General features: G+C 66.9%; 27 protein-coding genes and 1 pseudogene. 17 read left to right on the plus strand and 11 right to left on the minus strand.

Annotated features, from left to right (window positions below; translation table 11 throughout):
- Positions 1 to 89: 89 nt before the first annotated feature.
- Entirely contained in the window at positions 90 to 560 is a 471-nt protein-coding gene (locus HUN07_RS00880) for a hypothetical protein (RefSeq protein WP_174907384.1), read from the plus strand.
- Here HUN07_RS00880 and HUN07_RS00885 read toward each other — a convergent pair.
- Genes HUN07_RS00885 through HUN07_RS00890 form a run of 3 tightly spaced genes read right to left on the minus strand, consistent with a single transcriptional unit; the run spans position 552 to position 1,848 of the window.
- A complete protein-coding gene (locus HUN07_RS00885; RefSeq protein ID WP_254622719.1) occupies positions 552 to 932 on the minus strand; it encodes a hypothetical protein in 381 nt (126 codons plus the stop codon). The genes HUN07_RS00880 and HUN07_RS00885 overlap by 9 nt on opposite strands.
- A gap of 3 nt (positions 933 to 935) precedes the next feature.
- Positions 936 to 1,067, minus strand: coding sequence for a hypothetical protein (locus HUN07_RS27235; protein WP_302675469.1), 132 nt, complete (start codon positions 1,065 to 1,067; stop codon positions 936 to 938).
- The gene (locus tag HUN07_RS00890; RefSeq protein ID WP_174907386.1) at positions 1,054 to 1,848 is read right to left on the minus strand and encodes a DeoR/GlpR family DNA-binding transcription regulator; all 795 of its coding nucleotides are present in this window, start codon (positions 1,846 to 1,848) and stop codon (positions 1,054 to 1,056) included. Before HUN07_RS00890 ends, HUN07_RS27235 begins: the two co-directional genes overlap by 14 nt.
- A gap of 180 nt (positions 1,849 to 2,028) precedes the next feature.
- Between HUN07_RS00890 and gnd the strand changes: the two genes are divergently transcribed.
- Genes gnd through pgi form a run of 3 tightly spaced genes read left to right on the plus strand, consistent with a single transcriptional unit; the run spans position 2,029 to position 5,581 of the window.
- On the plus strand, positions 2,029 to 2,922 hold the full coding sequence (gene gnd / locus HUN07_RS00895) for a phosphogluconate dehydrogenase (NAD(+)-dependent, decarboxylating) (protein ID WP_174907388.1): 894 nt from the start codon (positions 2,029 to 2,031) through the stop codon (positions 2,920 to 2,922).
- A complete protein-coding gene (gene fgd / locus HUN07_RS00900; protein WP_174907390.1) occupies positions 2,919 to 3,926 on the plus strand; it encodes a glucose-6-phosphate dehydrogenase (coenzyme-F420) in 1,008 nt (335 codons plus the stop codon). Before gnd ends, fgd begins: the two co-directional genes overlap by 4 nt.
- A complete protein-coding gene (gene pgi / locus HUN07_RS00905) occupies positions 3,926 to 5,581 on the plus strand; it encodes a glucose-6-phosphate isomerase (protein ID WP_174914303.1) in 1,656 nt (551 codons plus the stop codon). The genes fgd and pgi overlap by 1 nt, the downstream gene beginning before the upstream one ends.
- Before the next feature lie 73 nt (positions 5,582 to 5,654).
- On the opposite strand, the gene HUN07_RS00910 is transcribed toward pgi, so the two are convergent.
- Genes HUN07_RS00910 through HUN07_RS00935 form a run of 6 tightly spaced genes read right to left on the minus strand, consistent with a single transcriptional unit; the run spans position 5,655 to position 11,215 of the window.
- Positions 5,655 to 6,122: a nuclear transport factor 2 family protein gene (locus HUN07_RS00910; RefSeq protein ID WP_114724022.1), complete on the minus strand. Its 468-nt coding sequence runs from the start codon at positions 6,120 to 6,122 to the stop codon at positions 5,655 to 5,657.
- Complete coding sequence (locus tag HUN07_RS00915) at positions 6,123 to 7,274, minus strand: CaiB/BaiF CoA transferase family protein (RefSeq protein WP_217487170.1); 1,152 nt, start codon at positions 7,272 to 7,274, stop codon at positions 6,123 to 6,125.
- A complete protein-coding gene (locus HUN07_RS00920; protein WP_114724023.1) occupies positions 7,271 to 7,885 on the minus strand; it encodes an NADPH-dependent FMN reductase in 615 nt (204 codons plus the stop codon). The genes HUN07_RS00915 and HUN07_RS00920 overlap by 4 nt, the downstream gene beginning before the upstream one ends.
- A 14-nt stretch (positions 7,886 to 7,899) precedes the next feature.
- Positions 7,900 to 9,072 (minus strand): acyl-CoA dehydrogenase family protein, encoded by a 1,173-nt coding sequence (locus tag HUN07_RS00925; protein ID WP_174907392.1) that lies wholly within the window; start codon positions 9,070 to 9,072, stop codon positions 7,900 to 7,902.
- Between the two features lie 8 nt (positions 9,073 to 9,080).
- Positions 9,081 to 10,199 carry an acyl-CoA dehydrogenase family protein gene (locus HUN07_RS00930; protein ID WP_114724025.1) on the minus strand — a complete coding sequence of 373 codons (1,119 nt, stop codon included), beginning with the start codon at positions 10,197 to 10,199 and terminating at the stop codon, positions 9,081 to 9,083.
- Positions 10,200 to 10,210: 11 nt separating this feature from the next.
- Positions 10,211 to 11,215: an LLM class F420-dependent oxidoreductase gene (locus tag HUN07_RS00935; RefSeq protein WP_174907394.1), complete on the minus strand. Its 1,005-nt coding sequence runs from the start codon at positions 11,213 to 11,215 to the stop codon at positions 10,211 to 10,213.
- Positions 11,216 to 11,515: 300 nt separating this feature from the next.
- On the opposite strand from HUN07_RS00935, the gene HUN07_RS00940 reads away from it, so the two are divergent.
- From HUN07_RS00940 to HUN07_RS00985, 10 genes are all read left to right on the plus strand, one after another.
- Positions 11,516 to 12,352 carry an enoyl-CoA hydratase/isomerase family protein gene (locus HUN07_RS00940; RefSeq protein ID WP_174907396.1) on the plus strand — a complete coding sequence of 279 codons (837 nt, stop codon included), beginning with the start codon at positions 11,516 to 11,518 and terminating at the stop codon, positions 12,350 to 12,352.
- Positions 12,345 to 13,967, plus strand: a complete 1,623-nt coding sequence (locus HUN07_RS00945) for an SMP-30/gluconolactonase/LRE family protein (RefSeq protein ID WP_174907397.1) — start codon at positions 12,345 to 12,347, stop codon at positions 13,965 to 13,967. The genes HUN07_RS00940 and HUN07_RS00945 overlap by 8 nt, the downstream gene beginning before the upstream one ends.
- A gap of 18 nt (positions 13,968 to 13,985) precedes the next feature.
- Positions 13,986 to 15,545 carry a class I adenylate-forming enzyme family protein gene (locus HUN07_RS00950; RefSeq protein ID WP_174907399.1) on the plus strand — a complete coding sequence of 520 codons (1,560 nt, stop codon included), beginning with the start codon at positions 13,986 to 13,988 and terminating at the stop codon, positions 15,543 to 15,545.
- A 29-nt stretch (positions 15,546 to 15,574) separates the two neighbouring features.
- Entirely contained in the window at positions 15,575 to 16,705 is a 1,131-nt protein-coding gene (locus HUN07_RS00955) for an alpha/beta hydrolase (protein ID WP_254622720.1), read from the plus strand.
- 114 nt (positions 16,706 to 16,819) lie between these two features.
- Positions 16,820 to 17,122: a helix-turn-helix domain-containing protein gene (locus HUN07_RS27340; RefSeq protein ID WP_174907401.1), complete on the plus strand. Its 303-nt coding sequence runs from the start codon at positions 16,820 to 16,822 to the stop codon at positions 17,120 to 17,122.
- 617 nt (positions 17,123 to 17,739) lie between these two features.
- Positions 17,740 to 19,320: an ABC transporter substrate-binding protein gene (locus tag HUN07_RS00965; RefSeq protein WP_174907403.1), complete on the plus strand. Its 1,581-nt coding sequence runs from the start codon at positions 17,740 to 17,742 to the stop codon at positions 19,318 to 19,320.
- Positions 19,321 to 19,639: 319 nt separating this feature from the next.
- Positions 19,640 to 20,680: an ABC transporter ATP-binding protein gene (locus tag HUN07_RS00970; protein ID WP_114724031.1), complete on the plus strand. Its 1,041-nt coding sequence runs from the start codon at positions 19,640 to 19,642 to the stop codon at positions 20,678 to 20,680.
- Complete coding sequence (locus HUN07_RS00975) at positions 20,677 to 21,543, plus strand: ABC transporter ATP-binding protein (protein WP_174907405.1); 867 nt, start codon at positions 20,677 to 20,679, stop codon at positions 21,541 to 21,543. The genes HUN07_RS00970 and HUN07_RS00975 overlap by 4 nt, the downstream gene beginning before the upstream one ends.
- A complete protein-coding gene (locus HUN07_RS00980; protein WP_114724033.1) occupies positions 21,543 to 22,484 on the plus strand; it encodes an ABC transporter permease in 942 nt (313 codons plus the stop codon). The genes HUN07_RS00975 and HUN07_RS00980 overlap by 1 nt, the downstream gene beginning before the upstream one ends.
- An 11-nt stretch (positions 22,485 to 22,495) precedes the next feature.
- The gene (locus HUN07_RS00985; RefSeq protein WP_114724034.1) at positions 22,496 to 23,419 is read left to right on the plus strand and encodes an ABC transporter permease; all 924 of its coding nucleotides are present in this window, start codon (positions 22,496 to 22,498) and stop codon (positions 23,417 to 23,419) included.
- 6 nt (positions 23,420 to 23,425) lie between these two features.
- Here HUN07_RS00985 and HUN07_RS00990 read toward each other — a convergent pair whose 3' ends face one another.
- Both HUN07_RS00990 and HUN07_RS00995 read right to left on the minus strand, forming a co-directional pair.
- Positions 23,426 to 24,046, minus strand: a complete 621-nt coding sequence (locus HUN07_RS00990) for a response regulator (protein ID WP_174907407.1) — start codon at positions 24,044 to 24,046, stop codon at positions 23,426 to 23,428.
- Positions 24,043 to 25,182, minus strand: a complete 1,140-nt coding sequence (locus HUN07_RS00995) for a sensor histidine kinase (protein ID WP_174907409.1) — start codon at positions 25,180 to 25,182, stop codon at positions 24,043 to 24,045. Before HUN07_RS00995 ends, HUN07_RS00990 begins: the two co-directional genes overlap by 4 nt.
- A 162-nt stretch (positions 25,183 to 25,344) precedes the next feature.
- On the opposite strand from HUN07_RS00995, the gene HUN07_RS01000 reads away from it, so the two are divergent.
- From HUN07_RS01000 to HUN07_RS26725, 3 genes and pseudogenes are all read left to right on the plus strand, one after another.
- Positions 25,345 to 25,935 (plus strand): GlcG/HbpS family heme-binding protein, encoded by a 591-nt coding sequence (locus HUN07_RS01000; protein WP_114724037.1) that lies wholly within the window; start codon positions 25,345 to 25,347, stop codon positions 25,933 to 25,935.
- On the plus strand, positions 25,932 to 26,267 hold the full coding sequence (locus HUN07_RS26720) for a hypothetical protein (protein ID WP_254622721.1): 336 nt from the start codon (positions 25,932 to 25,934) through the stop codon (positions 26,265 to 26,267). Before HUN07_RS01000 ends, HUN07_RS26720 begins: the two co-directional genes overlap by 4 nt.
- A pseudogene (locus HUN07_RS26725) lies at positions 26,231 to 26,347 on the plus strand (ankyrin repeat domain-containing protein); the annotation flags it as partial. The gene HUN07_RS26720 and the pseudogene HUN07_RS26725, both read left to right, overlap by 37 nt.
- Between the last annotated feature and the right edge of the window lie 4 nt (positions 26,348 to 26,351).

Below are 26,351 nucleotides of genomic sequence, written 5' to 3' on the forward strand. Positions count from 1 at the left end.
CGAAGATCTCCACTGACGACGACCGGTGACCCGGGCGACGCCACGGATGCGACACCGGAGTCCTGAGCCATCCCGGCTAGGTTCTGCTCATGACTTCTGCCTCCGGCGCCTACTCCGGCCGGCCGCTGCGCCTCCCCGCTCCGCCGACCGTCGAGAACATGTCTGCCCTCGCGCAGGCATGTTCGCACTCGGTTCGTGCCAACACCGGGCACGACCTGCCCTTCACGCTCGCATCTGCACGCGATGTCGACGCCTTCCTCGGCGAGATACGCGACCAGGAGGGCGGCAGCGACTACCTTGCCGAACTCGTCTTCAAGTTCGGCGCCTACCTCGGCGAACTGCTCGTCCGCCACGCCGGAGGGAGGTGGGTCGAGCCGCCCACCGAAATCGGTGGCTGGCCCGGCATCGAACTGCCTGACGGGACCTTTGCGGACCCCATCGGCAAGGCGTTCAAGCGCGTCGACAACGGCTCCGAGGATGCGGTGCAGTCGTTCGTCGACGTGGCGGTCGACCTCGCCCGCCCCGCCCCGAAGCGGCGCTGGTTCGGGCGGTCACGGTAGCCGCTGCGCGGCAAGCGGTTCGAAGTCGACCTCGGTCGCGCCGAACAACGTCGCGGATTCCGCCCTCAGCACCGGCGCCGCAGCAACCAGCGACGGTCCGAGCAGCCGCAGCGAATTCATCCGCTGCGAGCAGTACACCGGGAACTCGCCTCGCTCGTCACGAGCGGCGGTGTCCCACAACAGCACATCGCCGTTCTCGCTGATGGCGAAAACCTGGAGCGAGTCGACGAGCGCCCAGTTGCCGTCCGGCTCGATCATCCAGTCGAACTCCTCGACCTGCCCGTCGCGGTAGGCCTCCTGCAGGCGCTCGGTGAGGATCGCGCTCCTGGCCTGCCAGCCGTCGGCGTAGCCGCCCAGCACGGTCGGGTACACGAGTCAGAGCCCGAACAGCCTGCCCCAGCCCAGTTCTCGCACGAAGGCCCGGTATGAGTCGGGAAACCCCGCGCCGTCGGGGAACCGGAAGGTATCGAGGAAGTCGACGTCGATGTGGGTATCAGGCGCGCGCACCCGGACGGTTCTCTTCGGCGTCGGAATCGGCGCGGATGAGTCCATCGCCGTACCGATCGGCATCCTCGACGGCGAGTCCGGAGTCCGTGATGATCAGGTCGACTTCGCCGAGCGCGGCCACCCGCGTCAGTGCTCTGTGTCCGAACTTCGAACTGTCTGCGACGACGGCCGAGCGGGCGGATGCCGCGATCATGGCCCGTTTGATCGGGACCTCGAGGGTGTTCGTATTGGTGACCCCGGCGGTGGGATCGATGGCGTCGGCCCCGAGGAATGCCCAGTCGACGGAGTAGTCGGCGAGGAACTCCACCGAACGCTCGCCGACCAGCGTGAATACCGACCCGAGGAGTTCTCCGCCGGTCACCAGCAGGCGCACCTCCGGGAACGTGGCGACGTACTTTCCGATGCGCAGGTCGTTGGTGATGATCGTCAGCTCGGACCTGTGTCGCAGCGCGGCCGCGACCTGGTAGGTGGTGGAGCCGCTGTCGAGAATGACGCTCGCGCCGTCGCTCACGAGGCCCGCGGCCGCACGAGCGATGGCGATCTTCTCGGCCCTGTGATCGCTCTCCTTGACCGCGTAGGGGATCTCGGACATCGCACCGGCGATCGGCCGCGCGCCACCGTGTGTCCGTTCGGCTTTGCCGAGTCGGACGAGAGCGTCCAGATCGCGCCGGATGGTGGACGCGTCCACGCAGAGCTCCCGCGACAGCGCCTTTGCCTCGACGTAGCCGTCTGCCACGAGCCTGCGAAGTATGTCCTCGCGCCGCTGTGCACTCCCGGACAAGCCAGTTCCTCCTCGGACGGTGCCCGCCGTTGCCGACCGGGCGGGCTGGTCGATTGTAGCTTCCGGGCTGCGCAGATATTGACAGATCAGGCAACGGTTTGCATGATTTCACGCAACGGATGCGCGAATTCGTGCAATCCAATTTCTGTCCGGATGGTGTGTCGATTCCGAGGAGTGCCAATGCAGATGGGTCTGATCGGCCTGGGCCGGATGGGCGCGAACATGCGCGAACGCATACGCGGCGCCGGGCACGACGTCGTCGGGTTCGATCCCGGAACCACCTCGAGTGACGTGGAGTCGCTGCAGGAACTGGTTGCCCGGCTGGCGACTCCACGGGTGGTGTGGGTGATGGTTCCGGCAGGCGAGCCGACTCGCACCGTGATCGAACAGCTGAGTCACCTGCTCGGGGCCGGCGATCTCGTCATAGACGGGGGAAACTCGCGGTTCACCGACGACAAGGATCATTGTGCGTTGCTGGGCGACAGGGGAATCGCCTATCTCGATTGCGGTGTGTCCGGTGGTGTTTGGGGTCTGCAGGAGGGGTACGGCCTGATGGTCGGCGGTGCAGCGGGCGACGTCGCGCGCGCCATGCCGATCTTCGACGCCCTGCGGCCCGCCGGCGAACACGCCGAGGGGTTCGTCCATGCCGGACCCGTCGGTGCCGGGCACTACGCGAAGATGGTGCACAACGCCGTCGAGTACGGGCTCATGCAGTCCTACGCGGAGGGCTACGAACTCCTTGCTGCCGAGCCTCTCATCACCGACGTCGGCGCCGTGCTGAAGGCCTGGCAGCGGGGGACCGTGGTGCGCTCGTGGCTGTTGGAGTTGCTGGTGGCCGCGGACAGCGATGATCCGGGGTTCGAATGCCTGACGGGCTACACCGACGACTCCGGTGAGGGGCGCTGGGCCGTCGAGGAAGCGATCGCGCACGCGGTACCCGCGCCGGTGATATCGGCGGCGTTGTTCGCCAGATTCTCCTCGCGCCAACCCGATTCCCCGGCGATGAAGGCGGTCTCGGCGCTGCGCAACCAGTTCGGTGGACACGATGTACGTCTGAAGGAGTTGTCGGCATGAACCTGCGGTTGGGGTACAAGGCATCCGCGGAGCAGTTCGGCCCGCGGCAGTTGGTGGAGTTGGGTGTGCTGGCCGAGGCCCACGGGATGGACTCGGCGACGGTGTCGGATCACTTTCAGCCGTGGCGGCACGAGGGTGGTCATGCGCCCTTCTCTCTTGCGTGGATGACGGCCGTGGGGGAGCGGACATCGCACCTGATGTTGGGGACGTCGGTGATGACTCCGACGTTCCGGTACAACCCGGCGGTGGTGGCGCAGGCGTTCGCGACGATGGGCTGCCTCTACCCGGGGCGGGTCATGCTGGGCGTGGGTACGGGTGAGGCGCTGAACGAGATCGCGACCGGATTCGCCGGGCCGTGGCCGGAATTCAAGGAACGGTTCGCGCGGCTGCGGGAGGCCGTCCGGTTGATGCGGGAACTGTGGTCGGGGAACCGAGTGGATTTCGAGGGGGAGTTCTACCGGACGACGGGTGCATCGATCTATGACGTGCCCGAGGGCGGCATACCGGTGTACATCGCGGCGGGTGGTCCGGTGGTGGCACGGTATGCGGGCCGGTCGGGCGACGGGTTCATCTGTACGTCGGGTAAGGGGATGGAGTTGTACACCGACAAGCTGATGCCCGCGGTCGCGGAGGGGGCGGACACCGCAGGACGCGACATCGCCGCGATCGACAGGATGATCGAGATCAAGATTTCCTACGACACGGATCCGGAACTGGCACTGGAGAATACGCGGTTCTGGGCGCCGTTGTCGTTGACGGCGGAGCAGAAGCACAGCATCGATGATCCGATCGAGATGGAGAAGGCGGCGAATGCGTTGCCGATCGAGCAGGTGGCCAAGCGGTGGATCGTGGCATCGGATCCGGACGAGGCGGTGGCGCAGATCCAGCCGTACGTCGACGCGGGGTTGAACCACCTCGTCTTCCACGCGCCGGGCCACGATCAGAAGAGGTTCCTCGAGCTGTTCGAGAAGGACCTCGCTCCACGACTGCGTGCCCTCGCGTGATCGGAGTCGATGTCACGAAATCCGCGTTGTGGCAGGAGCTCACGGCGCATCAGTCCACGATCGCGTCGACCGATCTGCGCTCGCTGTTCGCGTCGGACCCGAGCCGCGGCCGCCGCCTCGCCGTGAACGCCGGCGATCTCTACATCGACTTCAGCAAGCACCTCGTCACAGCGGAGACGCTCGACCTGTTGACCGCGCTGGCACGATCGGCCGGTGTCGAACGGTGCCGTGAGGCGATGTTCGACGGCAAGCGTATCAACAGCACCGAGGATCGGGCGGTGCTGCACACGGCACTGCGAGCGTCTCGGGGCGCACGACTGGTCGTCGACGGAGAGCACGTTGTCGACGACGTGCATGACGTTCTCGACCGAATGGCAGACTTTGCCGATCGCGTCCGATCCGGCCGGTGGCGCGGCGCAACGGGCCGTCGAATCCGATCCGTCGTGAACATCGGAATCGGTGGATCCGACCTCGGCCCCGCCATGGCGTACCGCGCTTTGCGGTCCTGTGTCGACGGTCCGGAAGTGCGCTTCGTGTCGAACGTCGACCCCGCGGATCTGGCCTCCGCGCTGGCCGGGTTCGAGCCGGAAACCACTCTCTTCGTGGTGGTTTCGAAGACTTTCTCGACTCTGGAAACCCTGACCAATGCAACCGCGGCGCGCCGTTGGTTGACGAACGTGCTCGGGGAGGACGCTGTACCCCTGCACTTCGTTGCGGTATCGAGCGATGTCGAACGAGTCGAAGCGTTCGGCATCGATCGAGCGAACATGTTCGGCTTCTGGGACTGGGTCGGCGGCCGCTACTCGTTGGGATCGGCCGTCGGACTCAGTCTCATGGTCGCGATCGGGCCCGAACAGTTCGGCGAGTTCCTGACCGGGTTCAGGCGAATGGATCAGCATTTCCGCACCGCGCCGCTCGAATCGAACGCGCCGGTGCTGCTCGGACTGCTCGGTGTCTGGTATGCGAGCTTCTTCGGTGCCGACACACACGCGGTACTGCCGTACGCGAACGACCTCGCGAGGTTCCCGGCGTATCTCCAGCAGCTGGTGATGGAGTCCAACGGCAAGTCGGTCCGATCCGACGGCACCGGTGTGGGCACCCGGACCGGCGAAATCTACTGGGGTGAGCCCGGAACGAACGGGCAGCACGCCTTCCATCAGCTTCTCCATCAAGGCACCCGTCTGGTTCCCGTGGATTTCATCGGGTTCGTGAATTCGGCGGCCGGCGTCACGGAAGTCGACCCCGACGGGTCGATGCACGATGTGCTGGTCGCGAACATGTTCGCCCAGGCGAAGGTCCTGGCCTTCGGCCGCTCCGCGGCGGAGATCGAGTCCGAAGGTGTTGCGCAGGAACTCGTTCCGCACAAGATCATGTCCGGGAACCGCCCGTCGACGACGATCCTCGCGCCCCGGCTCACACCCTCGGTCCTCGGACAGTTGATCGCGCTCTACGAGCACCTGGTCTTCGTGCAGGGAACGATATGGGGCATCAACTCTTTCGACCAGTGGGGTGTCGAACTCGGCAAGAAGGCTGCACTCGAGTTGACGGCCGACCTGTGCGATGTCGGCGTCGCGGTCTCCGATGGGGACACTTCCACGACAGAGCTGATGGGGGTCTACCGGCGGGAGCGGGACAGCATGCGGTGCCCGCACTGACGGCAGGCACAGCGAAACGCCCGGGGGCCGTCGAACCGTTCCGGTCGGCGACCCCCGGGCGGGGCGCGTGGGTCTACACGTCGCGCTTGCCGAGCCTCATCACCTCGCGATTGCCGGTGCACCACCGCTGGACCGCGCGCACCGAGCTGATCCGCCAGCCGTCCTCACCTCGCCGGAGACCCATGTCGTACTGACCTCCGGAGGTCCACAGCGGTCCACCGCTGTTGTTGGGCTTCACGTGGGTGGCCACCACCTGGGAGATGCACCTGGCCTCGTCGCCCGAGCCGCTCACGAGGTGCCCGGACACCTGGTGCTGCGTCGCGTCGAGGTTGCCGAGCAGACGCTCGGCGTTCCTGACGTAGTCGGCGCGCGGAGTGTCGGTGGGGGCACCGCCGAAGACACCCACGTAGTCCAAAGTGATGGTCTCGGTGAAGATCTCGTGGAGGTCGGCCCACCGGCGCTCGTCGATGTAGTACGTCATCTTCGTGCAGGTCTCGATGATCTCCGCACGATCGTCGGCGCTGAAGCGCTCGTCGGTCATTCAGTTGTTCCCTTCGTTCACGGATGATTGCGGGCGCTCGCCGGCGGCGCCGCCGGCGAGGAGATCGTCGATCTCCACGGCGTCGACGCCCCACTCGCCCAGGACTTCACGGGTGTGCGCGCCGGGCGTGGCGGCCGGCGCCGGGGTCCGAGGAGGCGTGCGGGAGAAGCGTGGGGCCGGGGCCGGCTGTACGATGCCACCGACCTCGACGAACACATTCCGCGCACGGTTCGCCGGATGCCGCGTCGCCTCCGTCGGGCTGAGCACCGGCGCGAAGCACGCGTCGGTGCCCTCGAGCAGGTCGCACCACTCCTGTCGGGTCCGGGTGGCGAACAGTTCGGCGAACCGGGACCGTGTCGCTGCCGCGTCGGCGGTACGGTCGACCTCGACACCCAGACGGTCGCACAGGTCGTTGTAGAACCGGGACTCCAGAGCGCCGATCGCGACGAACTGGTGGTCGGCCGTCTCGTACACGTCGTAGTGACCGGCACCGCCGTCGAGGACGTTGCTGCCGCGTTTCTCGGACCATTCTCCGGAGGCGATGAGTTCGTGGATCGCGGTGGTGAGCAGTGCCGCCCCGTCCACGATCGCGGCATCGACCACCTGGCCCTGTCCGGACGACCGCGCCTCGAGGAGCGCGCTGACCACACCGAGGGCGAGCAACATTCCGCCGCCGGCGAAGTCACCGACGATGTTGCCGGGTGGGACGGGACGCTCGGGTGTCCCGATGCCGTGGAGCGCGCCGGCGAGCGCGATGTAGTTGATGTCGTGCCCGGCGGTCTGGGCGAGCGGGCCGTCCTGGCCCCAACCGGTCATGCGCCCGTAGACCAGACGCGGGTTGCGTGCACGGCAGGGCTCGGGGCCGATGCCGAGGCGTTCGGCGACGCCGGGACGGAAGCCCTCGATCACCGCATCCGCGCTCTCACAGAGACGCAGGAACGTCTCGACGGCGTCAGGGTTCTTGAGATCGAGCGCGACGGAACGGCGGCCTCGCCCAACCGGCTCGTGCTCCAGCAGTGCCTCACCGCGCGGTGCGAGACGGTCGATGCGTACGACGTCCGCGCCGAGATCGGAGAGCAGCATGCCGGCGAAGGGCAGTGGACCCATGCCCTGCAGTTCCAACACGCGGACTCCGGCCAGCGGGCCGCTCAATTCACGGCTCCCAGCCGGGTGGAGTACGCGCCCGCCGACCCGAGGGTGTGGACCAGCGTCACGAGGTTGTTCAGCAGTTGGCCAATGAGTTTCGTGGCCCCCGGATCGACGAGTGTGCCATCCTCGAACCGGGTGTGCGCGCGGGTGACGAAGACCTCCGGGTGGTTCACCACATGGGATTGCGTCGCCACGAACGACTGCCGCAGTTGGGATTGCGCGCGCGCCGTACCCAGGATGCTCGGCGATGCGCCGACGAGGGCGACGGCCTTGCCCTCGAGTCCGGAGTTGCCCGGTGGCATCGAGATCCAGTCGAGCGCGTTCTTGAGCACCCCGGGGACACCGTAGTTGTACTCGGGGGTCGCGATGACGATCGCGTCGGCAGCGCGTACGGCCTCTCGCAGCTCGGCCACCGCGGGAGGTTCACCCTGGCGGGCATGGTCCTCGTTGAACAGTGGAATCTCCGCCATCCGGGTGAACGGGTCGATCGCCAGATCGTCCGGGCAGAGCCGGATGACGTTGTCGAGCAACAGCTGATTGTAGGAACCCGCGCGGAGGCTGCCCACGATCCCGACCGCACGGAGGCTCCGGGGAATGGTCACATCATCGGTCATCGTCGGACTCTTTCCTACTGCTGTCGGACACGTGGTTCGCGCGGGAGTCCCAGGACGCGTTCGGCGATCACGTTCTTCATGATCTCGTCGGTTCCGCCGCCGATCCGCAGGCCCAGGGCGCCGGTGAGCAGTTCGGTCCAGGGGTTCTCGAGGACGCCGTCCGGGCCGAGGGCGCGCAACGCGGTGTCCGCGGCGAGGTACTGGCCTTCCGTCGAGAGCAGTTTCGTGATCGACCCCTCGGCCCCCGGCGGACGCCCCTCGTTGGCTGCGGTGCGCAGCCGGAGCTTCAGGATGCCGAGGATGTGCTGGATCGTGTACACGTCGGCGAACTGTCGGCGGATCGTCGGGTCGGTGACGTGCGTGCTGGTGCGGAGCATCTCCAGCAGTGGCTGCGCGCCAACGATATCCGGCTCCAGCGAGTAGCGCTCGGCCATCAGGGTGGTCATCGCGACCTCCCACCCCTGGCCGGGCTCGCCGAGAACCGCGTCGGCGGCGACCTCCGCGTCGTCGAAGAAGACTTCGTTGAAGGTGTGCGCTCCGGTCGCCTGCTTCAGCGGCCGAACCGTGACTCCTGGTTGCTTCAGGTCGACCAGGAACGCGGTCAGACCGCGGTGGCGGGCAGCATCCTCGCTGCGGGCGAGGAGGTAGCCGAATGATGCGTACTGGGCGTAGGACGTCCAGATCTTCTGCCCGTTGATCCGCCAGCCGTCCGCGGTCCTGCGTGCGGTGGTGCGGATGGCGGCGAGGTCGGATCCGGCGTCCGGCTCGGAGAACAGCTGGCACGAGAGTTGCTTGCCGGCCAGGAGCGGTGTCAGGTACCGGTCGCGTTGCTCGGCGGTTCCCCACAGGGAGAGAGTCGGCACGATCATCCCCATCGTGACCGACTGGGCATCGAGCGGCAGGCGGTATCGCCCCTCCTCTTCGGTGAACAGGAGTTTCTGGGGGACATCACCTCCCGCGCCGCCGTACTCCTCCGGGATGCCGATTCCCGCCCATCCGTCCGCGTACTTGCGGGCCTGCCAGGCGAGGGCCTGCTCCACGTGGCGGACGGATTCCTCGGTGGTGCGAGCGCCGAAGACGCTCAATCTGCCCGTGTCCGGCTCCTCGAAGGCGGGTGCGTTCGCGGCAAGCCACTTCGCAGCCTGCTCCCGGTACGCGATGTCAGCGGGCGAATCAGCGAAATCCATGGTCGCTCCTAGGGGGTCTCGGCGAGCAGAAGGCGGGCGGCAACCGCGTCGCGGTGATCGTCGGGACTTCCCAGAGTCATTGCGCGACTCCGGGCGCGGCGGACGTGCAGGTGCGCGTCGTGTTCCCACGTGAACCCGATCCCGCCGTGGGTCAGGAGATTTGCCTCCGCGGCCTGCACGTAGGTGTCCGAGCACCACGCCTTCGCCATCGATGCGACGAGGGCGAGTTCCTCCGTCGCGCCGGTGTCGGCGAGCCATGCGGCGTGATAGACGAGCGAGCGTGCGCCCTCGACCTTGAGTAGTACGTCCGCGCACCGGTGCTTGATCGCCTGGAAGGACCCGATCGCCCGTCCGAACTGCGTTCTCGTCTTCGCGTACTCGACACAGCTGTCCAGGCAGGCCTGCGCGCCTCCCAACTGCTCGGCGGCCAACGCGATGTTCGCGTGCGCGAACGCCCGCTCGACCTTGTCCGAGACGGGCGCGCCGAGCCGGACGGACGGGGTGTCGTCGAAGCGGATCCGGCTCGATCGGGTGACCAGATCGTAGGGTGTGGCCTCGTCTGTGGGGGCGTCTCTGGGCGCGTCGAGGACTCCGCGGTCGACAGCGAAAAGGTCGGTCCCGCTGGACGTGCGCGCGGGCACGATCAGCAGACCTGCCGACTCCGCATCGATGACCGCGTCGGCGACGCCGGTCAGTCGCGCGTCGTCCGACGCGTGGACCGGGAGGTTCGCCATCGACCCGACCCCCACGGGGAGCGCGAACGTGGCGATCAGCTCGCCTTCGGCGATCCGGGGGAGGAAGTCGGCGCACGCCGTGTCGTCGTCGGTTGCGAGGAGTGCGGTGGACGCCAGGCCGATGCTGGCCAGGTACGGCGACCTGACGAGACGGCGGCCGAACTCTTCGAGGACGATTGCGAGTTCGACCATCCCGCCACCGGCACCGCCGTACTCGACCGGAATCGGGACCGACATCAGGCCGAGCTCGTCTGCCGCTCGGCGCCAGACCGCTTCGTCGTAGCGGAGGCCGGCCTCCATGAGTGTTCGTACCTGCTGCCGATCGGAGGCGTCGAGGAATCGACCGACGCTGTCGCGGAGAGCAGCTTGCTCTGGGGTGAAACCGAATTGCACGATCTTGCCGCCTAGGTGAGGAGGTCGGCCATGAGGCGAACCGCCTCAGGCTGTCGGGTCATGAGGGACATGGAAGTGATCGGTGCCGAGGTCCAGGGGTCGAGCAGTTCCTTGATCCGTTCGGGTGGGCCGCACAGTGCGATGTCGTCGACCAGGTCGTCCGGCACTGCGGCGATCGCCTCCTCCTTCCGTCCCGCGAGGTACAGATCCTGGATCTTCACCGCCGCGTCCGTGTATCCGTAACGGCATGCGACGTCGTTGTAGAAGTTCTTTCCCCGGGCGCCCATGCCGCCGACGTAGAGCGCGATGCTCGGCTTGACCTGGGCTCGGCACTCGGCGGCGTCGTCTCCCACGACCACGTCGAGAATCGGGCACAGGTCGAAGTCGGGTCGGGGCGTGAACCCGGCGGGAACGATCGCGTCGAACCTGCGCGGGGAGAAGAACACCGGGAACCAGCCGTCGGCGATCTCGCAGGCCAGTTCGATGTTGCGGGGCCCGATCGCCGCGAGGTAGATCGGCAGGTTCTCTCGCCGGGGATGCAGGATCATCTTGAGTGGCTTGCCGAGGCCGCTGCCGTCGCTCCCCGTATAGGGGACGTCGTAGTAGGTGCCGTGGTGTTCGAGGGGGGCCTCGCGGCGGAGCACCTGCCGGACCACGTCGACGTACTCGCGGGTACGTTGCATCGGCTTGCCGTAGGGGATACCGTGCCAGCCTTCGACGACCTGCGGCCCGGACATGCCGAGACCGAGGCGGAATCGGCCGTCGGAGAGATGGTCCATCGTGGCTGCGGTCTGTGCCGTGAGAGCTGGTGAGCGGCCGGCCATGCCGAGAACGGCTGTGCCGAGCCCGATCCTGGACGTTCGTCCGGCAAGCCATGCAAGGGGCGTAATGCCGTCGGACCCGTAGGCCTCGCCGGACCACACGCAGTCGAACCCGACATCCTCGGCGAGCTGCACGAGGTCGAGAACGTCGTCTCTTCCAGATCCCCAATAGCCAAGGTTCAGGCCAAGTTTCATGACGTCCTCCGAATGTGGATGTGGGGGCGGCCGATGGTGCCGCCGGAGGGAGTGGGATCGCCAAGGGTGAGGTCCCGGGTGTTTCGTCGTCCCGAGAACATAGCAGATTCTGACCTGCAGAGGGATTTTCTGTAAACCCTTGTGACGTCACCGAACTCGTGCCATGCTTTCACCAGCCGAACGCACAGGCGAGCCGACCTCGAAAGGTGGGCCCTGGCGCTCGGTATCCAATTTTCCGACCAGGCTGTGGCCGCCGTTCGAGACGGTTTCGAGGGCCCGCCGCCGTTGAATGGAGTCCCTATGAAGGCCGTGGATGCCCCGATTCTCGTTTCGAACCCCGCACCGGGCGTTCAGCAGATCACGTTGAACCGCCCGAACAGGCTCAACGCCCTCAACCCCGGCCTGATCATCGAACTCACCAAACACCTCGATTCCTTGGTGCGGGCCGACGATGTCAAGGTCGTCGTGCTCACCGGTGCCGGCCGCGGTTTCTGCTCCGGCGCCGACCTGTCGGGCGAGGTGTTCCCGACCGGCGTGGAGAGCGATCCGAATCGGCACTGGGCGGCCATTCAGTCGTGGTACTCCGGGGTAGTGGCGCGGCTGCGTCGGATCCCGCAGCCGGTGATCGCGGCCGTCAACGGACCTTGCGTCGGCGGCGGCTTCTCTCTCGCGATGGCGAGCGATATCCGGCTGGCCGCACCGGAGGCGTACTTCTCTGCGGCGCAGATCAATATCGGTCAGTCGGTTTCCGAGATGGGTGCGAGCTACCTGCTCCCCCGGATCATCGGCGGTCGTGCGACGGAGATCCTGATGACCGGCCGTCGAGTGCAGTCCGACGAGGCCGAGCGCATCGGCTTCGTGAGCCGCGTCTGTCCCGACGGTGTCGTGGACGCCGCACTCGAGGTGGCCGGGGTGCTCGCGGCCAAGGCGCCGCTGGCCCTGCGGATGTCGAAGGAGGCGCTCAAGGCCTCGCAGGAGATCGGCAGCCTCGAGGCCGCGTTGACCATGGAGGACCGTACCCAGGTCGTCTGTGTCCTGAGTCAGGACCTGGCCGAGGGAGAACTCGCCTTCCGCCAGAAGCGCAAGGCCGTGTTCTCCGATGCTCTCGTCGGATCCGCGCAGGTGTCCGATGAGTAAGCCGCCCGGCAACCGCGCGGTGTCCCGCTTCGAGCTCTACCTGGATACGTCGCCGAGTGTGGCGGCCGGGTGGTCGATGGGCACCGTCCGCGAGCCGGCCCGACTCTTCGGGGCCAACGGGGTACGGCTCCATGCCGACGGACGCTTATGGATCTCGGAGCTTGTAGGCGAACACCTTTCGGCGTGGGACGCCGACAATGACGTCCTGTCGACCGTTTCACCGATGGGCTCGGAGCTCCAGGGACCCGACGACATCGCCTTCGACTCCGAAGGGACCGTCTACGCGGCCGAAACGATGAACGGGAGAATTAGCGGTCGCCGCGCCGACGGCACGTACTTCGTGCTGGTCGACGACTGCCCCGCGGTGAACGGAATCACCGTCGACCCCGAGACCGACAGGTTGTACGTCGACGAGATGCGTGAGGGCGGTCGGGTCCTCGAGATCGACCGGCACCAGCGAAACCAGGTCCGGGTGATCGCCGAGGGTCTGGATTGGCTCAATGCCCTGGCGATGGGTCCCGACCGGCGGCTGTACATGCCGCAGGTCTTCGCGGGGACCGTGTTGGCCGTGGATCCGGAGTCCGGCGCGGTCGAGAAGGTCGTCGACAGCCTCGCGCACCCGACCGCGGTCAAGTTCGCCCCGGACGGCCGACTTGTCGTGGCCCAGGCGAGCATCGGCGAGGTCACGGCGGTGGATCTGAGCACCGGCGAACGGCAGCGGCTGGTGAGCCTCGCCCCCGGGATCGACAACTTCGACATCGACACGCGCGGTTACATCTACGTCTCCAACTTCGTGGAGGCGAGTGTGGCTCGGTACTCGATGGAGACCGGTGAGCTCGACAAGGTGCTCTCGGCCGGCTCGTTCCTCGGGCCGTACCAGGTCGCCCGTGCAGCCGAAGGTTTCATCGCAGCCGACCACGGGAGCATTTGCCGGGTGGACGGTGACGGAATCCTCGAGCGGGTGAGCAGGCTACTGCTCGACCAACCGTTCGCCGCCGTCGGTGTCGTCGAGGTCGCCGGCGTCATCGTGGCGCTGAGCCAGGCAGGCGAGGTGTTCCGCCGTGTCGACGGCTCGGGCGAGTGGGTAAAGATCTTCGGTTCGCTCAGCGGAGCGAACTCCGAGTACTTCGCCCAAGATGCAGACGGAGTGAATGCCGTCGGTGTCGGTGACGATCAGTTGCTGGTCGGGATGCGACGCGGCGACGTCGTCGTCCTGGATCTGGACGGCACCGTGAAGTCGCGGCGGTCGTCGGGGCTCACGACCGTCACGGCGATCACCGGTGACCGCGGTGCGATCGTCGTCAGCGACGAGACCACGGGCTCGGTGCTGGTCCTCGGCGAGGGCGAACCGTGTGCGCTGACCGGCTTCGTCCGGCCCCAGGGCGTCGCTCTCACCGACGACTACGTGGTGGTCGCCGATCAGGGCGCACGGCAGGTCGTGTGCGTGAGCCGGGACGGCGACCGACGCGAGGTGGCGGCCACGGATCTCCCTCTCGGACTGCCGCAGGTACGGGCCAACGACGGTCGCCGGTCGTCGGTGACCATCGCGGCCGACGGGTCGATCATTGTCGGATGCGACGGCGACGGGAGCATCCGCCGCCTCGTTCGCAGCTGAAGACCGCTGGGAGGGAACATGAATCTTGCTGGACCACTGCGGTACTGGGCGCAGCGCGACCCGGAGCGCATGGCGATCGCGATGGGCGATCGCGAACTCACGTGGGCACAACTGGACGACCGCACCTCGAGGCTCGCGCAAGGACTGCGCGGCCTCGGGGTGGGGCTCGGCGATCGGGTGGCGGCACTCGTTCCCAACTGCATCGAATTCTGCGAGACGGTGCTGGCTTGTTTCAAGCTGGGCGCGACCTTCGTGCCGCTGAACTACCGGCTGGCACCTGCGGAGCTGGCCGAGATCATCGACCGCAGCGGTACGACGACGATCGTCGCGGACCGAGCGATGCTGGACACCCTCCTCGAGTACGACGAACAGGCGGTCCGCCGGCACCGGCTCATCGTGACCGCGGCGCCTCGCGACGGTGAGCGTTTGTTCGAAGAGGTCGTGGCTGCGTCCGCGCCCGAGGACCCGCGGGCGTTCTTCGCCGGCGACCATCCGGCGTTCATCTGTTACACGTCGGGAACGACCGGCGTACCCAAGGGCGCAGTGCTCAGTCACCGCAATGTGCTCGCGGTGTGCGCCGAGCGGATCGCGATCGATGCGTGGAACTCCACCGACAGCACGTACTTCCCCTATGCGCTCGCCTTCACCGGCGGACTGATCGCGATGTGGATGCCGCTGTACTCGGTGGGCGGTCAGACCGTGCTCGACGCCGAGTTCGACCCGGTACGGACCCTCGAGGTCTTCGAGGAGCGTCGTATCACCCAGTTCATCGCGGTCGGATCGATTCTGGAGGCGCTCACCCAGGCCGCGACCTTCGAGACGACCGACCTGTCGAGCGTGCGGATGCTCGGCACGGGTGGCCAGGCCATCTCCGTCGCGATGCTGCGGGCATTCGCGCGCCGGGGGCTGCACGTGTGCCAAGGCTACGGCCTCACCGAAAGCGGTGGGCTGTGTCTGGCGCTGTCCGGCGAGATGTCGGAGAAGAAGCTGGGCTCCACCGGTATCCCGACGCCGCAGACGACGGCCAGGGTGGTTGGCATCTCGGGGGAGGACGTCGCCCCGGGTGATGTCGGCGAGCTGTGGTTGCGCGGGCCCCAGATCATGGAGCGCTACTGGGAGGATCCCGTGGCCACCAGCGATGCGGTCGTCGACGGCTGGCTGCGCACCGGCGATCTCGTCAGGCAGGACGAGGAAGGCTACTTCTACGTCGTCGACCGGGCCAAGGACATGCTGATCTCGGGTGGGGTCAACATCTACCCCGCCGAGATCGAGCGCGTGCTCGCGGGCTATCCCGGGATCAGCGAACTCGTGGTCATCGCCGCCCCCGACGAGAAGTGGGGTGAGGTGCCGGCGCTGATCGCACGACGCGACAAGCACGCAGCACAAGCGCCGAGCGCCGACGAGCTGATCGAGTACTGCCGTCAGCATCTGGCCCGTTACAAGGCCCCCAAATATGTCCTGTTCCAGGATGATCCGCTCCCTCGCGGCCTGTCCAACAAGATCCTCAAGAGTGAGGTTCGTGAGCAGTGCCTGCCGATGCTCGGCCTCAGCGTGGACGACACGCCGACGATGGCATGACGAAGAACTGATGGAGGCATGAGGAACACGTGACACAGCTATCGGAGATCGAGACCACGTTCGTCGGCCTGGCCGCCCCGGGCCAGCTCCGGGCGGGAGCGGGCGGTTGGCCCTGCCAGGGCGTCTACCACCGTCCTCGGGGAACCCGGCCGAAGGTTGCCGTGATCGCAACCCACTACAACGTCGACTTCTCCCAGCACTACCTGGCCGATCATCTGGCCGCACGCGGGTTCGGCTTCTTGGGTTGGAACACGCGGTTCCGCAACGATCCACTGCATTTCCTGCTCGATCGGGCACTCGTCGACATCGGAGTCGGCGTGAGGTGGCTACTCGAGGAGATGGGCGTCGAGTCGGTGATCATCCTCGGTAACTCCGGTGGATGCTCACTGATGGCGGCATACCAGTCGCATGCGACCAAACCGAATGTCGTTGCCCTACCGGGTATGCGACCGGCGCCCGGACTCGACGATCTCGTACCGGGCGACGCCTTCATTGCACTGGCAGCACACCAGGGTCGCCCCGACGTACTGACCAGTCAGCTCGACCCTGCGGTCATCGACGAGAACGACCCCACACTCACCGATCCCGAACTCGATCTGTGGAACCCCGAGCGGGAGAGACCGTTCACAGCCGAGTTCCTCACCCGCTACCGGGCCGCGCAGCGCGACCGCAATGCTCGGATCACTGCGTGGGCCAAGTCCGAGCTGCGGCGCGTCGCCGCCGCCGGTCAGCGCGATCGTGTCTTCACGGTCGCGCGGACATGGGCGGACCCACGATTCGTGGATCCGACCATCGACCCCAACGGTCGCAAGCCGAACCTGTGCTACCACGGTGAGCCCGAGCAGTCGAACGGCTCGACCTGGGGCCTGGTGACGTCGTGCACACTGCGGACATGGCTCTCGATGTGGAGTCAGGAAACTTCGCAGTGCAATGCCGGTCCTCACCTGGCGAACATTTCGGTGCCGGGATTCGTCGTCAACGGTGACGCAGACACCGGGGTGTTCCCCAGCGACGCCGAGGCACTCCTGAACGGCCTTGCCTCCGTGGACAAGACCGCCGCAACGATCCCAGGCGATCACTACTTCGACCGGCCGACCGATACTCGCCCGCAGGTCGCTGACGTGATTTCCGAGTGGATCGGACAGCGGTTCCAGCTGTAGCGGCACGCCTGGGACGGCCGGCTCGAACGGTCGAAGACGAGGAGCTCGGGTCCTGGTGGTCGGCCCCCGGCGGCTCTGCACTGCCGGGGGTGAAGTCGCCGGTCAACGACGGAGGTGAGTGAGCACCTGTCGGTGGCCTCGTCCACGGCTCATCGGCTGCTGGCGACGATGCAGCATCGCGGGTTCCCGGGTGGGTATGTCGATGGCCGCGAGTTCGACCTCGTCGGGCAAGGCGCTGCCGTCGTTGCACGACAACCAGCGGATCTCAAACATCCTGCGATTCAGAGATTCTCGATATCGCCAGCCCTCCTTGCGGGCCGCCGCCGCACCGGGCGTTCGAACTGCGCCTCGAACCCTCGGCTGTCTCGACGGACGTGCGTGATGGCAGTGAGCCATGCGGATCGTCTGTGTCGGTAGGGGTTTCCTCGGTATCGGCTGAGCATCCCTCCGGTCATGTGACGTGGCTCACCGGCGTGAGTCAGGTCTGATTGAACAGTGGTGAAGCGACCGGTGTCAAGACCAATCTATCGTTCGTTAGCTCGCTAGAGTGCCTGCAGGGCGCTCTTTCCGCCAGGGCTGATTCTGGCGAGCAGAGACATCTTCCGATTCTTCCGCGTGGGGCGATCCGTGCGTGCGCCGACGCTGTGCCCTGCTGGCCGGCGGGCTGTCTGCGAACAGGGATTTCGACGGTTCTCTGGACAACAGAATGATCTTCTAGCAAGGTAGTCCCCGAGCGGTGGATGCTTCGCGTGCCGGCCCTGAGTGGCCGGTCGGTATCGATGATCCGCGAGTCGGTCGATGCCGTGCCACGAATCTTGGTGAAGAGAGGCGAAAAGCGTTGAACAACAGTCAGTGTGAACTTGGTGGTGTGTTCTGTCCGGTGTCGGCGAGCATCACGATGACCGACCGGCGTACGGCTCCGGCCGGCGTGTGAACGACGTTCAACCGACCTCGATAGACGGTTCACCTGAGTCGAATTGGCGGAACCGCCACGTCTTTCGTCAATCGAGACCCTTCCTGCGAGAGGAACAATCGTGAGATTTCTAGGTGCAAAAGTCTGTGGTGCCGCTGCGATCCTTGCGCTCGCCGTCACCGGATGCGGCGGCCAACCCGCCGCGCAGGAGCGAACAACGACGGGACCCGCCGTCTCCGAAGCCGATCCGGCCGGGCACCTGCGGGTGGGCTACTTCCTCCCGCCGCGGCCGGTGGATCCCTACACGGCGCCCTCGACCGTTGCTGCATATCCGTACCTCACGCCGCTCTACGATCGTCTCACGCAGATCGTGAACGGTGAGAACGGAGCGGTGCTCGCCCCGATGGTCGCCACCGGGTGGGAATTCGGACCGGACGGCCGATCCGTAACCTTCACTCTCCGCGACGACGTCACGTTCTCCGATGGCGCGGTGCTCGATTCGACAGCGGTGAAGGCCTCGCTGGAGCGCGCCATGCGCTTACCCGGATCGACAGTTTCGAGCTTCTTCTCGATGGTCGAGGGCATCGACGTTGTGGATCCGTTGCGGGTAACGATACGGACGAACCGGCCTGCCTCGGATCTTCCGTACGTCCTGTCCGGCGTCGAGGGGATGCTCATCAGTCCCAACGCCGTGAACAACCCGGATCTCGACGTGCGGCCGGTCGGATCCGGCCCGTACAAGCTGGACACTCTGCGCGTAGGTGATTCGATCTCGTACGTGCGGAGGGATGGGTACTGGGACCCGTCCGCGCAGCTGCCGGAACGGATAACCATCACCGGTTACGCGGATGGCAACGCGCGCATCAACGCTCTGCGCTCCGGCCAGATCGACCTCGCGTACGTGATGCCCGTCGACTACACCCAAGCGTCGAATCTCGGTCGCGGATACGGCTTCTACTCCTACCCGCCCTCCACGGAGTACGTGGTGAATGTGAACACGAACTCTGCCGACATGGCGCGGCCGGAGGTTCGTCAGGCGATGAACTTCGCGATCGACCGGGAAGGTATCAACAAATCGATCATGCACGGTCAGTGCACGCCCAATCCGCAGGCCGCCACGCCGGGAACCGTCGGATACCTCGAAGAGCCGCCGATTCGATACGACTTCGACCCGGAGCGTGCCCGACAGATTCTCGAGTCGGCCGGTGCGGGCAGCCTCGAGATCGACATGATGGCGCCGTCGCGGGTCTCCCCGGTGGTTGAACTTGCGACCGCGGTGCGATCGCAGCTCGAAGACATCGGAATCAAGGTGAACTATCAAGAAGTCGATCAAGCGGAGATGAATGCCCGGTTCGCGCAGGGCGATGCGTACGACGCGGTCCTCAACGGCCGAGTGCCACGGGCGAGTTCGCTGCAGTCGTTCCAGTATTGGTACCGGACGCCCCAGCTGTTCCCCGGACCGCGTCCCGCCGGCTTCGACGAGACCCTGGATCGAGCGTTCGACCCGGCTCTGACCGAGGACCAGCGCACGCAACTCCTCGAGGACACCGCCTCGATCGCAACCGAGCAGGCAATGAACGTCTTCATCTGTGCGACCCCCACTCAGTTCGCCTATTCCGACAAGGTCATCGGAGCCACCGACATGGCGATGTCCCGAATCCAGGGAGTCCCTGACTTACGGCACGTCGGTGTGGCGAAGTAGCCACTCGAGTCGTCGAACCGGTGGTGGCTGAACGCTGGCACCGATGAACGAAAGCATGACCGGGGATTGGCTGTGACGGTACGGCCGAACGCGATCTTCTGCGTATCGGACCGCCGCGGCAGCCGATCCCCGGTCATGCTTGTTTGTAAACATGTTGGTAGACAACAGGACACGAGCATTCGGCTATTGACGTTTCGGACGGAAGATGATTAACGTTCGTTAAAGATGTGAACTGTCACATGCTTTCAGTCATTTGCGAACCCCTTCTTCGCCACAGTCCCATAGTGGCTGCAGGCCCTCAGAGTTCGGGAGTTGTTGCATGAGTATCGATGTCGCTGGCCGATTGACGTCGACGCACGCTGATGCGGAGCCGGTGTTGCGGGTCGAGGGACTGTCGGTGGACTTCGTCACCGATCGTGGATGGACCCGGGTGGTCGACGGAGTCGACCTGTCGGTACCGGCGGGATCGGTGGTCGGTGTCGTCGGGGAATCCGGGTCCGGCAAGACGGTGACGTCACTCGCCGCGATGGGATTGCTGCCGGCGGCGACGTCGAAGGTGTCGGGGTCGATCCGAGTGGCCGGCCGTGAGCTGGTCGGCATGACCGATCGTGAGCTGGCGGATGTGCGCGGCACCGAAGTGTCGATGATCTTTCAGGAGCCCCGACGTAGCCTGGACCCGGCCTTCTCTGTCGGGTCGCAGATCGCGGAGGTCGTGCGCAGGCACGAACGGGTGGGTCGGAAGGCCGCCTGGGCGCGCGCGGTGGAGATGCTCGACGCCGTGGGGATCGACGACGCGGCGCGGCGCGCCGATGCCTATCCGCACGAGTTCTCCGGTGGGATGTGTCAGCGGGTGATGCTGGCGATCGCAATGGTGTGCCGACCGAAACTGCTGATCGCCGACGAGCCGACCACCGCCCTGGACGTCACCGTGCAGGCGCAGATGCTCGATCTGATGCGAGAGGTGCAGCAGCAGTTCGAGGTTGCGATCTTGTTCATCACCCACGATCTCGGCGTCGTCGCGCAGATGTGTGACGCCGTCAATGTGATGTACGCCGGACAGGTGATCGAGTCCGCACCGGTCGAGGATCTGTTTCTGTCCCCGCAGCACCCCTACGCCCAGGGCCTGCTCGATGCGATTCCGGATCACCGGGACCGGTCGGCTCCGCTGCAGGCGATCGCGGGAGCGGTACCCGCACCGTGGGACTGGCCGGATTCGTGCCGGTTCGCGCCGAGATGCCCCCATGCGGGTCCGGAATGCGAAGCCGGCCCCGTTCCACTCGCGGGTGCCGCAGCCGAGTCCACGCGGGCGGTGCGATGTGTACGCGCGAATGATCTGGTGTTGGAAGGGATCACGGGATGAGCCCGCTGCTGGAAGTATCGGATCTCGTCAAGACCTATCCGGTGAAGCGGAACCTGCTCGGTCGGGTGCGTGAACGTACCACGGTGACCGACCATGTCTCCTTCACCGTCGAGAGGGGAGAGACCGTCGGGATCGTAGGGGAATCCGGTGCAGGCAAGTCCACCGTCGGCCGTCTTGCCCTGCGACTGATCGAACCGGACTCGGGATCGATCGTGTTCGACGGCCGCGATGTTCGCGGTCTGTCCAGGGCGGAGCTGCGCGAGTTCCGGCAACGGGCTCAGATGATCTTCCAGGATCCGTTCTCGTCTCTCGACCCCCATATGACCATCCGCGAGGCGGTCGGTGAGCCGCTCACGATCCACCGCGGTTTGAAGGGGATTGAACGCGACGCCGCGGTGACCGCCTTGCTGGCGCGGGTCGGGCTGCGGGCCGACCAGCTCGACAAGTATCCGCGTGAGTTCTCGGGCGGCCAGTTGCAGCGCATCGCGATTGCGCGAGCGCTGACCACCGAGCCGGATTTCATCGTGTGTGACGAACCCGTTGCGGCACTGGATGTCTCGATCCAGGCGCAGGTGCTCAACCTGCTCATCGACCTGCAACGCGAGCGCGGACTGGCATATGTGTTCGTCTCGCACGACCTGTCGCTCGTGCGGTTCCTCGCGCACCGCGTCGCCGTGATGCGCAAGGGTGTGATCGTGGAGATGGGGCCCACCGAGCAGGTTTTCACCGATCCGCAGCACGCCTACACCAAGACCTTGCTGGAGGCGATCCCGGATCCGCGGGCGCACTTCCTCGGCAGACGAGCCGAAGCGGACGCGGGGCGTGCCGCGTCGGCGATGGTCGGCACCGCGAAGGAGTCCTGATGCTGACCCTGATCGCAAAGCGGATCGCCTCGGCGATCCCGATGTTGCTGTTCGTCAGCTTCTTCGTCTATGCGCTCGTCGATCTCGTTCCGGGCGATGCGGCGACGGCGCTGGCCGGTGACAATGCCAGCGCCGAGCAGATCGAACAGACCAGGCAGGCGCTCGGGCTGGACCAACCGTTGATCGTGCGGTACCTCGACTGGCTCGGTGGGGCGCTGACCGGAGACCTGGGGACCTCGCTCTACAGCACTCAGTCGGTGGTGCAGATCATCGCCGAACGACTTCCGGTGACCCTCTCGCTGACGTTCGTGACGATGCTGATCGTGGTGGCCGTCGGACTGCCGGCGGGCATCGCCGCTGCGGTGCGCCCGAACTCGTGGTTGGACCGGGGGCTGACCGTACTCTCGAGTGTGGCCATCGCGGTGCCGCCGTTCATCGTTGCGCTGGCGTTGGTGATCCCGTTGGCAATCCTCAGTCCGATTTTCCCTGCCACCGGATACGCGATGCTCACCGACGGAGCAGGTGCGTGGCTGCAGCATCTGATCCTTCCGGCGATCGCGATCGCCGCCATCTCCGCTGCCGAACTGGCGCGACAGACTCGCGCCTCGCTCGTCGACGTGCTGGGCCGGGACTTCATACGCACTGCTCGCGCCAAAGGTCTGCTGCAGAAAGCGATCATCGGAAAACACGGCCTCAAGAACGCCGGCGTACCGATCGTCACGGTGCTGGGCCTGCAGGTCTCGCGGGTCCTTGCCGGTGCGGTGACGGTCGAGTTCGTCTTCGCGCTCCCGGGACTGGGCACACTCGCGGTGAGCTCCGTCTTCTCTCGCGACGTCCCGGTGATCCTCGGCATCGTCATGGTCTGCGCGGTGTTCATCGTGGTGATCAACGTGATCGTCGATGCCACCTACGGCTACCTCAATCCTCGCGTTCGCGTCTGAAAGGCCTGACCATGATCAGCACGACCGATGCCGCGGTGACACGTCCGCCCAATCCCTTCGTCCATTTCTGGACCACCAGTCGCCCGCTCCGGTTGCTGCGGAGCAACCGGTTGGCGATGGTCGCCTTGGGATTCCTCGTCGTTGTGATGCTGCTGGCCGCGTTCGGCGGCCTGCTCGCACCGTACGACCCGAATGCGCAGGACTTGTCGAACAGTTTCGCCCCGGCCGACGGAGCGCACCTCCTCGGGACCGACCTGTACGGCCGCGACAATCTCAGCCGACTGCTGGACGCAGCGTCGGTGACGTTCGCGGCCATCGTGCAGGCCGTCGGCGTCGCCGCGCTGTTGGGAATCCCGTTCGGATTGCTCGCCGGATTGCTCGGCGGCTGGGTGGGGGCCGTGCTGTCGCGGATCTCCGACGCATTGCAGTCGCTGCCGCCCCTGATCCTGGCCATCGCCGTCGTCGGCATCCTCGGCCCGGGACTGACCAACGCGATGCTCGCCATCGGTATCGTGCTTGCGCCGTCACTCTTCCGTCTCGCCCGCGGAGCCGCCGAGTCTGTCGCCACCGAAACCTATATCGAAGCCTGTCGGGCACTGGGATGTTCGCAGTGGCGGCTGCTGTGGCGGCATGTGCTTCCCAACGCTGCGTCCCCGATTCTGGTGCAGCTCACCTTCTCCGCCGGCGTTGCGATCGTCGCCGAGGCATCGCTGAGCTTCCTCGGGCTCGGCGTGCAGGCGCCGCAGACATCCTGGGGCAGCATGCTGCGCGATGCATTCGACAACGTCTACACCGCTCCTGCCGCGCTGATCGCGCCTGCGGTCATGATCGTCGCAACCGTTCTGGCGCTTTCCACGTTCGGTGACGGCCTGCGCGACGCCCTCGAAGGCACCGGCACCACCCGCAAGGTCAGGCTGCTCACCCGAAACAGATAGGTATCCTCAGCGAATCCCGTCCCGCCGCAGGGCGATCGAGACGGCTGCGGCACGAGAGTCGACGCCGAGCTTGGCGTAGATGTGGGCGAGGTGGGTCTTCACGGTGGCCTCGCTGATGAACAGCCGCCGGCCCAGTTCCTTGTTCGTCAGGCCCTCGGCCAGCAGGGTCAGCAGTTCCGCCTCGCGTGCGGTGAGGGCCTGGTCGGGTCGGCGCATCTGGTCGAGCACGCGGGCCGCGACGGGCGGCGACAGCACGCTCTGGCCCACGACCGCGCCGCGGATCGCGGCGAAGATGTCCCGCGGCGCGGAGTCCTTGAGCAGGTAGCCGATCGCGCCCGCGTCGAGTGCGCGCACCACGTCGGCATCCGTGTCGTAGGTGGTGAACACCAGCACCGGCTGGTCGGGCCGGGCGGCGCGGATGCGTCGAATCGCTTCCACCCCATCGATTCCGGCGCCGAGCGCGAGATCCATCATCATCAGATCCGGTGCGCGGTCCGCGGCGAGCGCGACGGCGTCCTCGCCGGTGTCGGCCTCGCCGGTCACCTCGATGTCGGGTTGCGAGTCCAGCAGGGCGCGCAGCCCCGCGCGCACCACGAGGTGGTCGTCCACCAGCAGCACGGAGATCACGCCGCACCCCCGACCGGAACCTGGGCGGCCACGACGGTGCCCTCGCCGGGTGCGCTCTCCACCGAGAATGTCCCGCCGAGCGCCTCGACCCGCTTCCGCATCGCCGTCAGTCCGAATCCGCTGCGGTCGCCCACGTCGAAGCCGGCGCCGTCGTCGAAGATGTCCAGGGCGACGGCGTCGGGCAGGTATGTCAGGGTCACCCCCACAGTCTGCGCGTGGGCGTGCCGGCGGATGTTCGACACCGCGCTCTGCGTGATCCGCAACAGTGCGTGCTCGACGGCGGACGGCAGCGGCGCCGGTTCGCCGATCACCCGAAGCTGCGCCGACGGAACATATCCGCGGGCGGCGGCGAGCAGCGCCGCTTCCAGCGTCTGCGTCTCGAGGTCGGGGGAGCTCAGGTAGTGGACCAGATCCCGGGTCTGGGCCAGGTTCTCGCGCAGCGACGCCGTTGCGACGTGGACCTCCTCCCGCGCCCGTGGCCCCGGCTGCTCCCACACCTGCTCGGCCGCCTCGAGATGCAGCAGCGCGCTGGTGAGTCCCTGTGTGACGGTGTCGTGGATCTCCCGCGCGAGCCGTTCGCGTTCGGACAGCACGCCGGCCTCCCGCTCGGTCTCGGCGAGCCTGGACTGGGCGGTGACGAGTTCACCGAGCAGTCGTTCCCGTTCGGCGCTGTCGCGCTCCACCTGGCCGTAGGCGAGGACGATGAGGGCGCCCGTGCACAGCGGGGCCAGGAACACCGCCCATTCGGTCCGCCCGCTGAACGACACGAACTCGATGCCGGTGAACACCGCCAGCGCGGCGACCACCAGGAACGCGAGCCACCGCGGGAACGCGCGGGTGCAGAGGAAGAAGATCGGGAACGCCGTCCACGCGAAGCTCGGCGCGAGCCACACCAGTGCCACCCACGTGCTCAGGACCGGCCACACCCACGGCTGCCACACCGCGCCGCGGCGCGAGGTCACCACGACCACCATGTAGAGCGCCGCGAGTACGGCGACGAGGCTCGCGATGACCACCCAGCGGTCGCCGAACCCGTGATACGTGAGGTAGCGGGCCGTGGACGCCGCGAGCAGCACGTAGAACGAGAGGTGGATCGCGACCCCGATCGGTCCGCGGAACGCCGACTTGTCCTGCACGGCCCGATCCTACGGAGACCGCAACCCGCGCGGATCGGCCATTCGGATGATGTCTGCGTGGCCGGAGGGTCGAGACCAGCGCAGACGGGCGGGCGATGCCGTCGAACAGCCGTCGGAGCGAGGCTCGAATCGATCGATTCACCACCTCCGAGAGGACCGAAGATGACCACCTCCCTCCGCCTGCCCCGAGCCCTCGCGATCGCCGTCCCCACCGTTGCCCTGCTGGCCGCGGCCGCCTGCGGATCGACCGACGACGCTGCCGCTCCGCCCACCGCCATGGAGGTCGCGCCCGCCGCGGTCTCGTCGCAACAGCCCGGCGCCGCCGACAAGGGCACCGTCTCCGCGAACCGGCTGGCCGTGGCGACCGCCGGCCGCGCCGCGCAGGCCGCGCTCGCGAAGTGCCAGGCCGACGGCCTCGGCTACGTCACCGTCTCGGTGGTGGACCGCTTCGGCAACGTGCAGGCGATGCTGCGCGGCGACAACGCGGCCCAGCACACCGTGGAGGCGTCGCGGGCCAAGGGCTACACGGCCGCCGCGTTCGGTGCGAACACCAGCGACCTCACCGGCCGCGCGAAGGGCGACGGCCCGACCGTTGCTGACCTGCCCGGCACGCTGTTCCTGCCCGGTGGTGTCACGGTGAACGTGGGTAACGCGTCGATCGCCGGCATCGGGGTGGGCGGTGCGCCCGACGGCAACGCCGACCAGGCCTGCGCCGCAGCCGGACTCGCCGAGATCGCCGGGAGCCTGCAGTGAGGGCTGCCGTCCTGCTGGCCGCCGTCGCATTGACGGCGGCCGCGTGCGGCAGCGCCGAGGTGCCCGAGACATATTCCACGCCAGTGTCTTCCGACGTCGCGTCGCCCGTACCCACGCCGGTGTCCACGCCGGAACTCGAAGGGGCGCTCTTCGCGGCGGTACGGACGGGCGACGCGGTCCGAGTGCGCGACGCTCTCGCCGGCGGAGCCGATGCAGAGGCCCGGGGTGCGGGCGGCCGGACCCCGCTGGTGGAGGCGACCAAGGCGAACGCGGTCGCCGTGGCGGCGGCGCTGATATGCACAGCACCAACCGATTCGGTGGGACCGCGCTGATCCCGGCGTCCGAGTACGGGCACGTGGAGACCGTGCGGACCCTGATCCGGGCGGGGGTGCCGGTGAACCACGTCAACGACCCGG

Origin of the sequence: Rhodococcus sp. W8901 (assembly GCF_013348805.1) — a bacterium.
GTDB lineage: Bacteria > Actinomycetota > Actinomycetes > Mycobacteriales > Mycobacteriaceae > Prescottella.

Coding starts and splice junctions, on each gene's coding strand:
- HUN07_RS00920 (WP_114724023.1), bottom strand. CDS start 7,885: ATGACCGATGATGTGACCATTCCCCGGAGCCTCCGTGCGGTCGGGATC.
- HUN07_RS00975 (WP_174907405.1), top strand. CDS start 20,677: ATGAGCCCGCTGCTGGAAGTATCGGATCTCGTCAAGACCTATCCGGTG.
- HUN07_RS00985 (WP_114724034.1), top strand. CDS start 22,496: ATGATCAGCACGACCGATGCCGCGGTGACACGTCCGCCCAATCCCTTC.
- HUN07_RS00945 (WP_174907397.1), top strand. CDS start 12,345: ATGAGTAAGCCGCCCGGCAACCGCGCGGTGTCCCGCTTCGAGCTCTAC.
- HUN07_RS01000 (WP_114724037.1), top strand. CDS start 25,345: ATGACCACCTCCCTCCGCCTGCCCCGAGCCCTCGCGATCGCCGTCCCC.
- HUN07_RS00935 (WP_174907394.1), bottom strand. CDS start 11,215: ATGAAACTTGGCCTGAACCTTGGCTATTGGGGATCTGGAAGAGACGAC.
- HUN07_RS00980 (WP_114724033.1), top strand. CDS start 21,543: ATGCTGACCCTGATCGCAAAGCGGATCGCCTCGGCGATCCCGATGTTG.
- HUN07_RS00910 (WP_114724022.1), bottom strand. CDS start 6,122: ATGACCGACGAGCGCTTCAGCGCCGACGATCGTGCGGAGATCATCGAG.
- HUN07_RS00950 (WP_174907399.1), top strand. CDS start 13,986: ATGAATCTTGCTGGACCACTGCGGTACTGGGCGCAGCGCGACCCGGAG.
- HUN07_RS00970 (WP_114724031.1), top strand. CDS start 19,640: ATGAGTATCGATGTCGCTGGCCGATTGACGTCGACGCACGCTGATGCG.
- HUN07_RS00880 (WP_174907384.1), top strand. CDS start 90: ATGACTTCTGCCTCCGGCGCCTACTCCGGCCGGCCGCTGCGCCTCCCC.
- HUN07_RS00925 (WP_174907392.1), bottom strand. CDS start 9,072: ATGGATTTCGCTGATTCGCCCGCTGACATCGCGTACCGGGAGCAGGCT.
- fgd (WP_174907390.1), top strand. CDS start 2,919: ATGAACCTGCGGTTGGGGTACAAGGCATCCGCGGAGCAGTTCGGCCCG.
- gnd (WP_174907388.1), top strand. CDS start 2,029: ATGCAGATGGGTCTGATCGGCCTGGGCCGGATGGGCGCGAACATGCGC.
- HUN07_RS00940 (WP_174907396.1), top strand. CDS start 11,516: ATGAAGGCCGTGGATGCCCCGATTCTCGTTTCGAACCCCGCACCGGGC.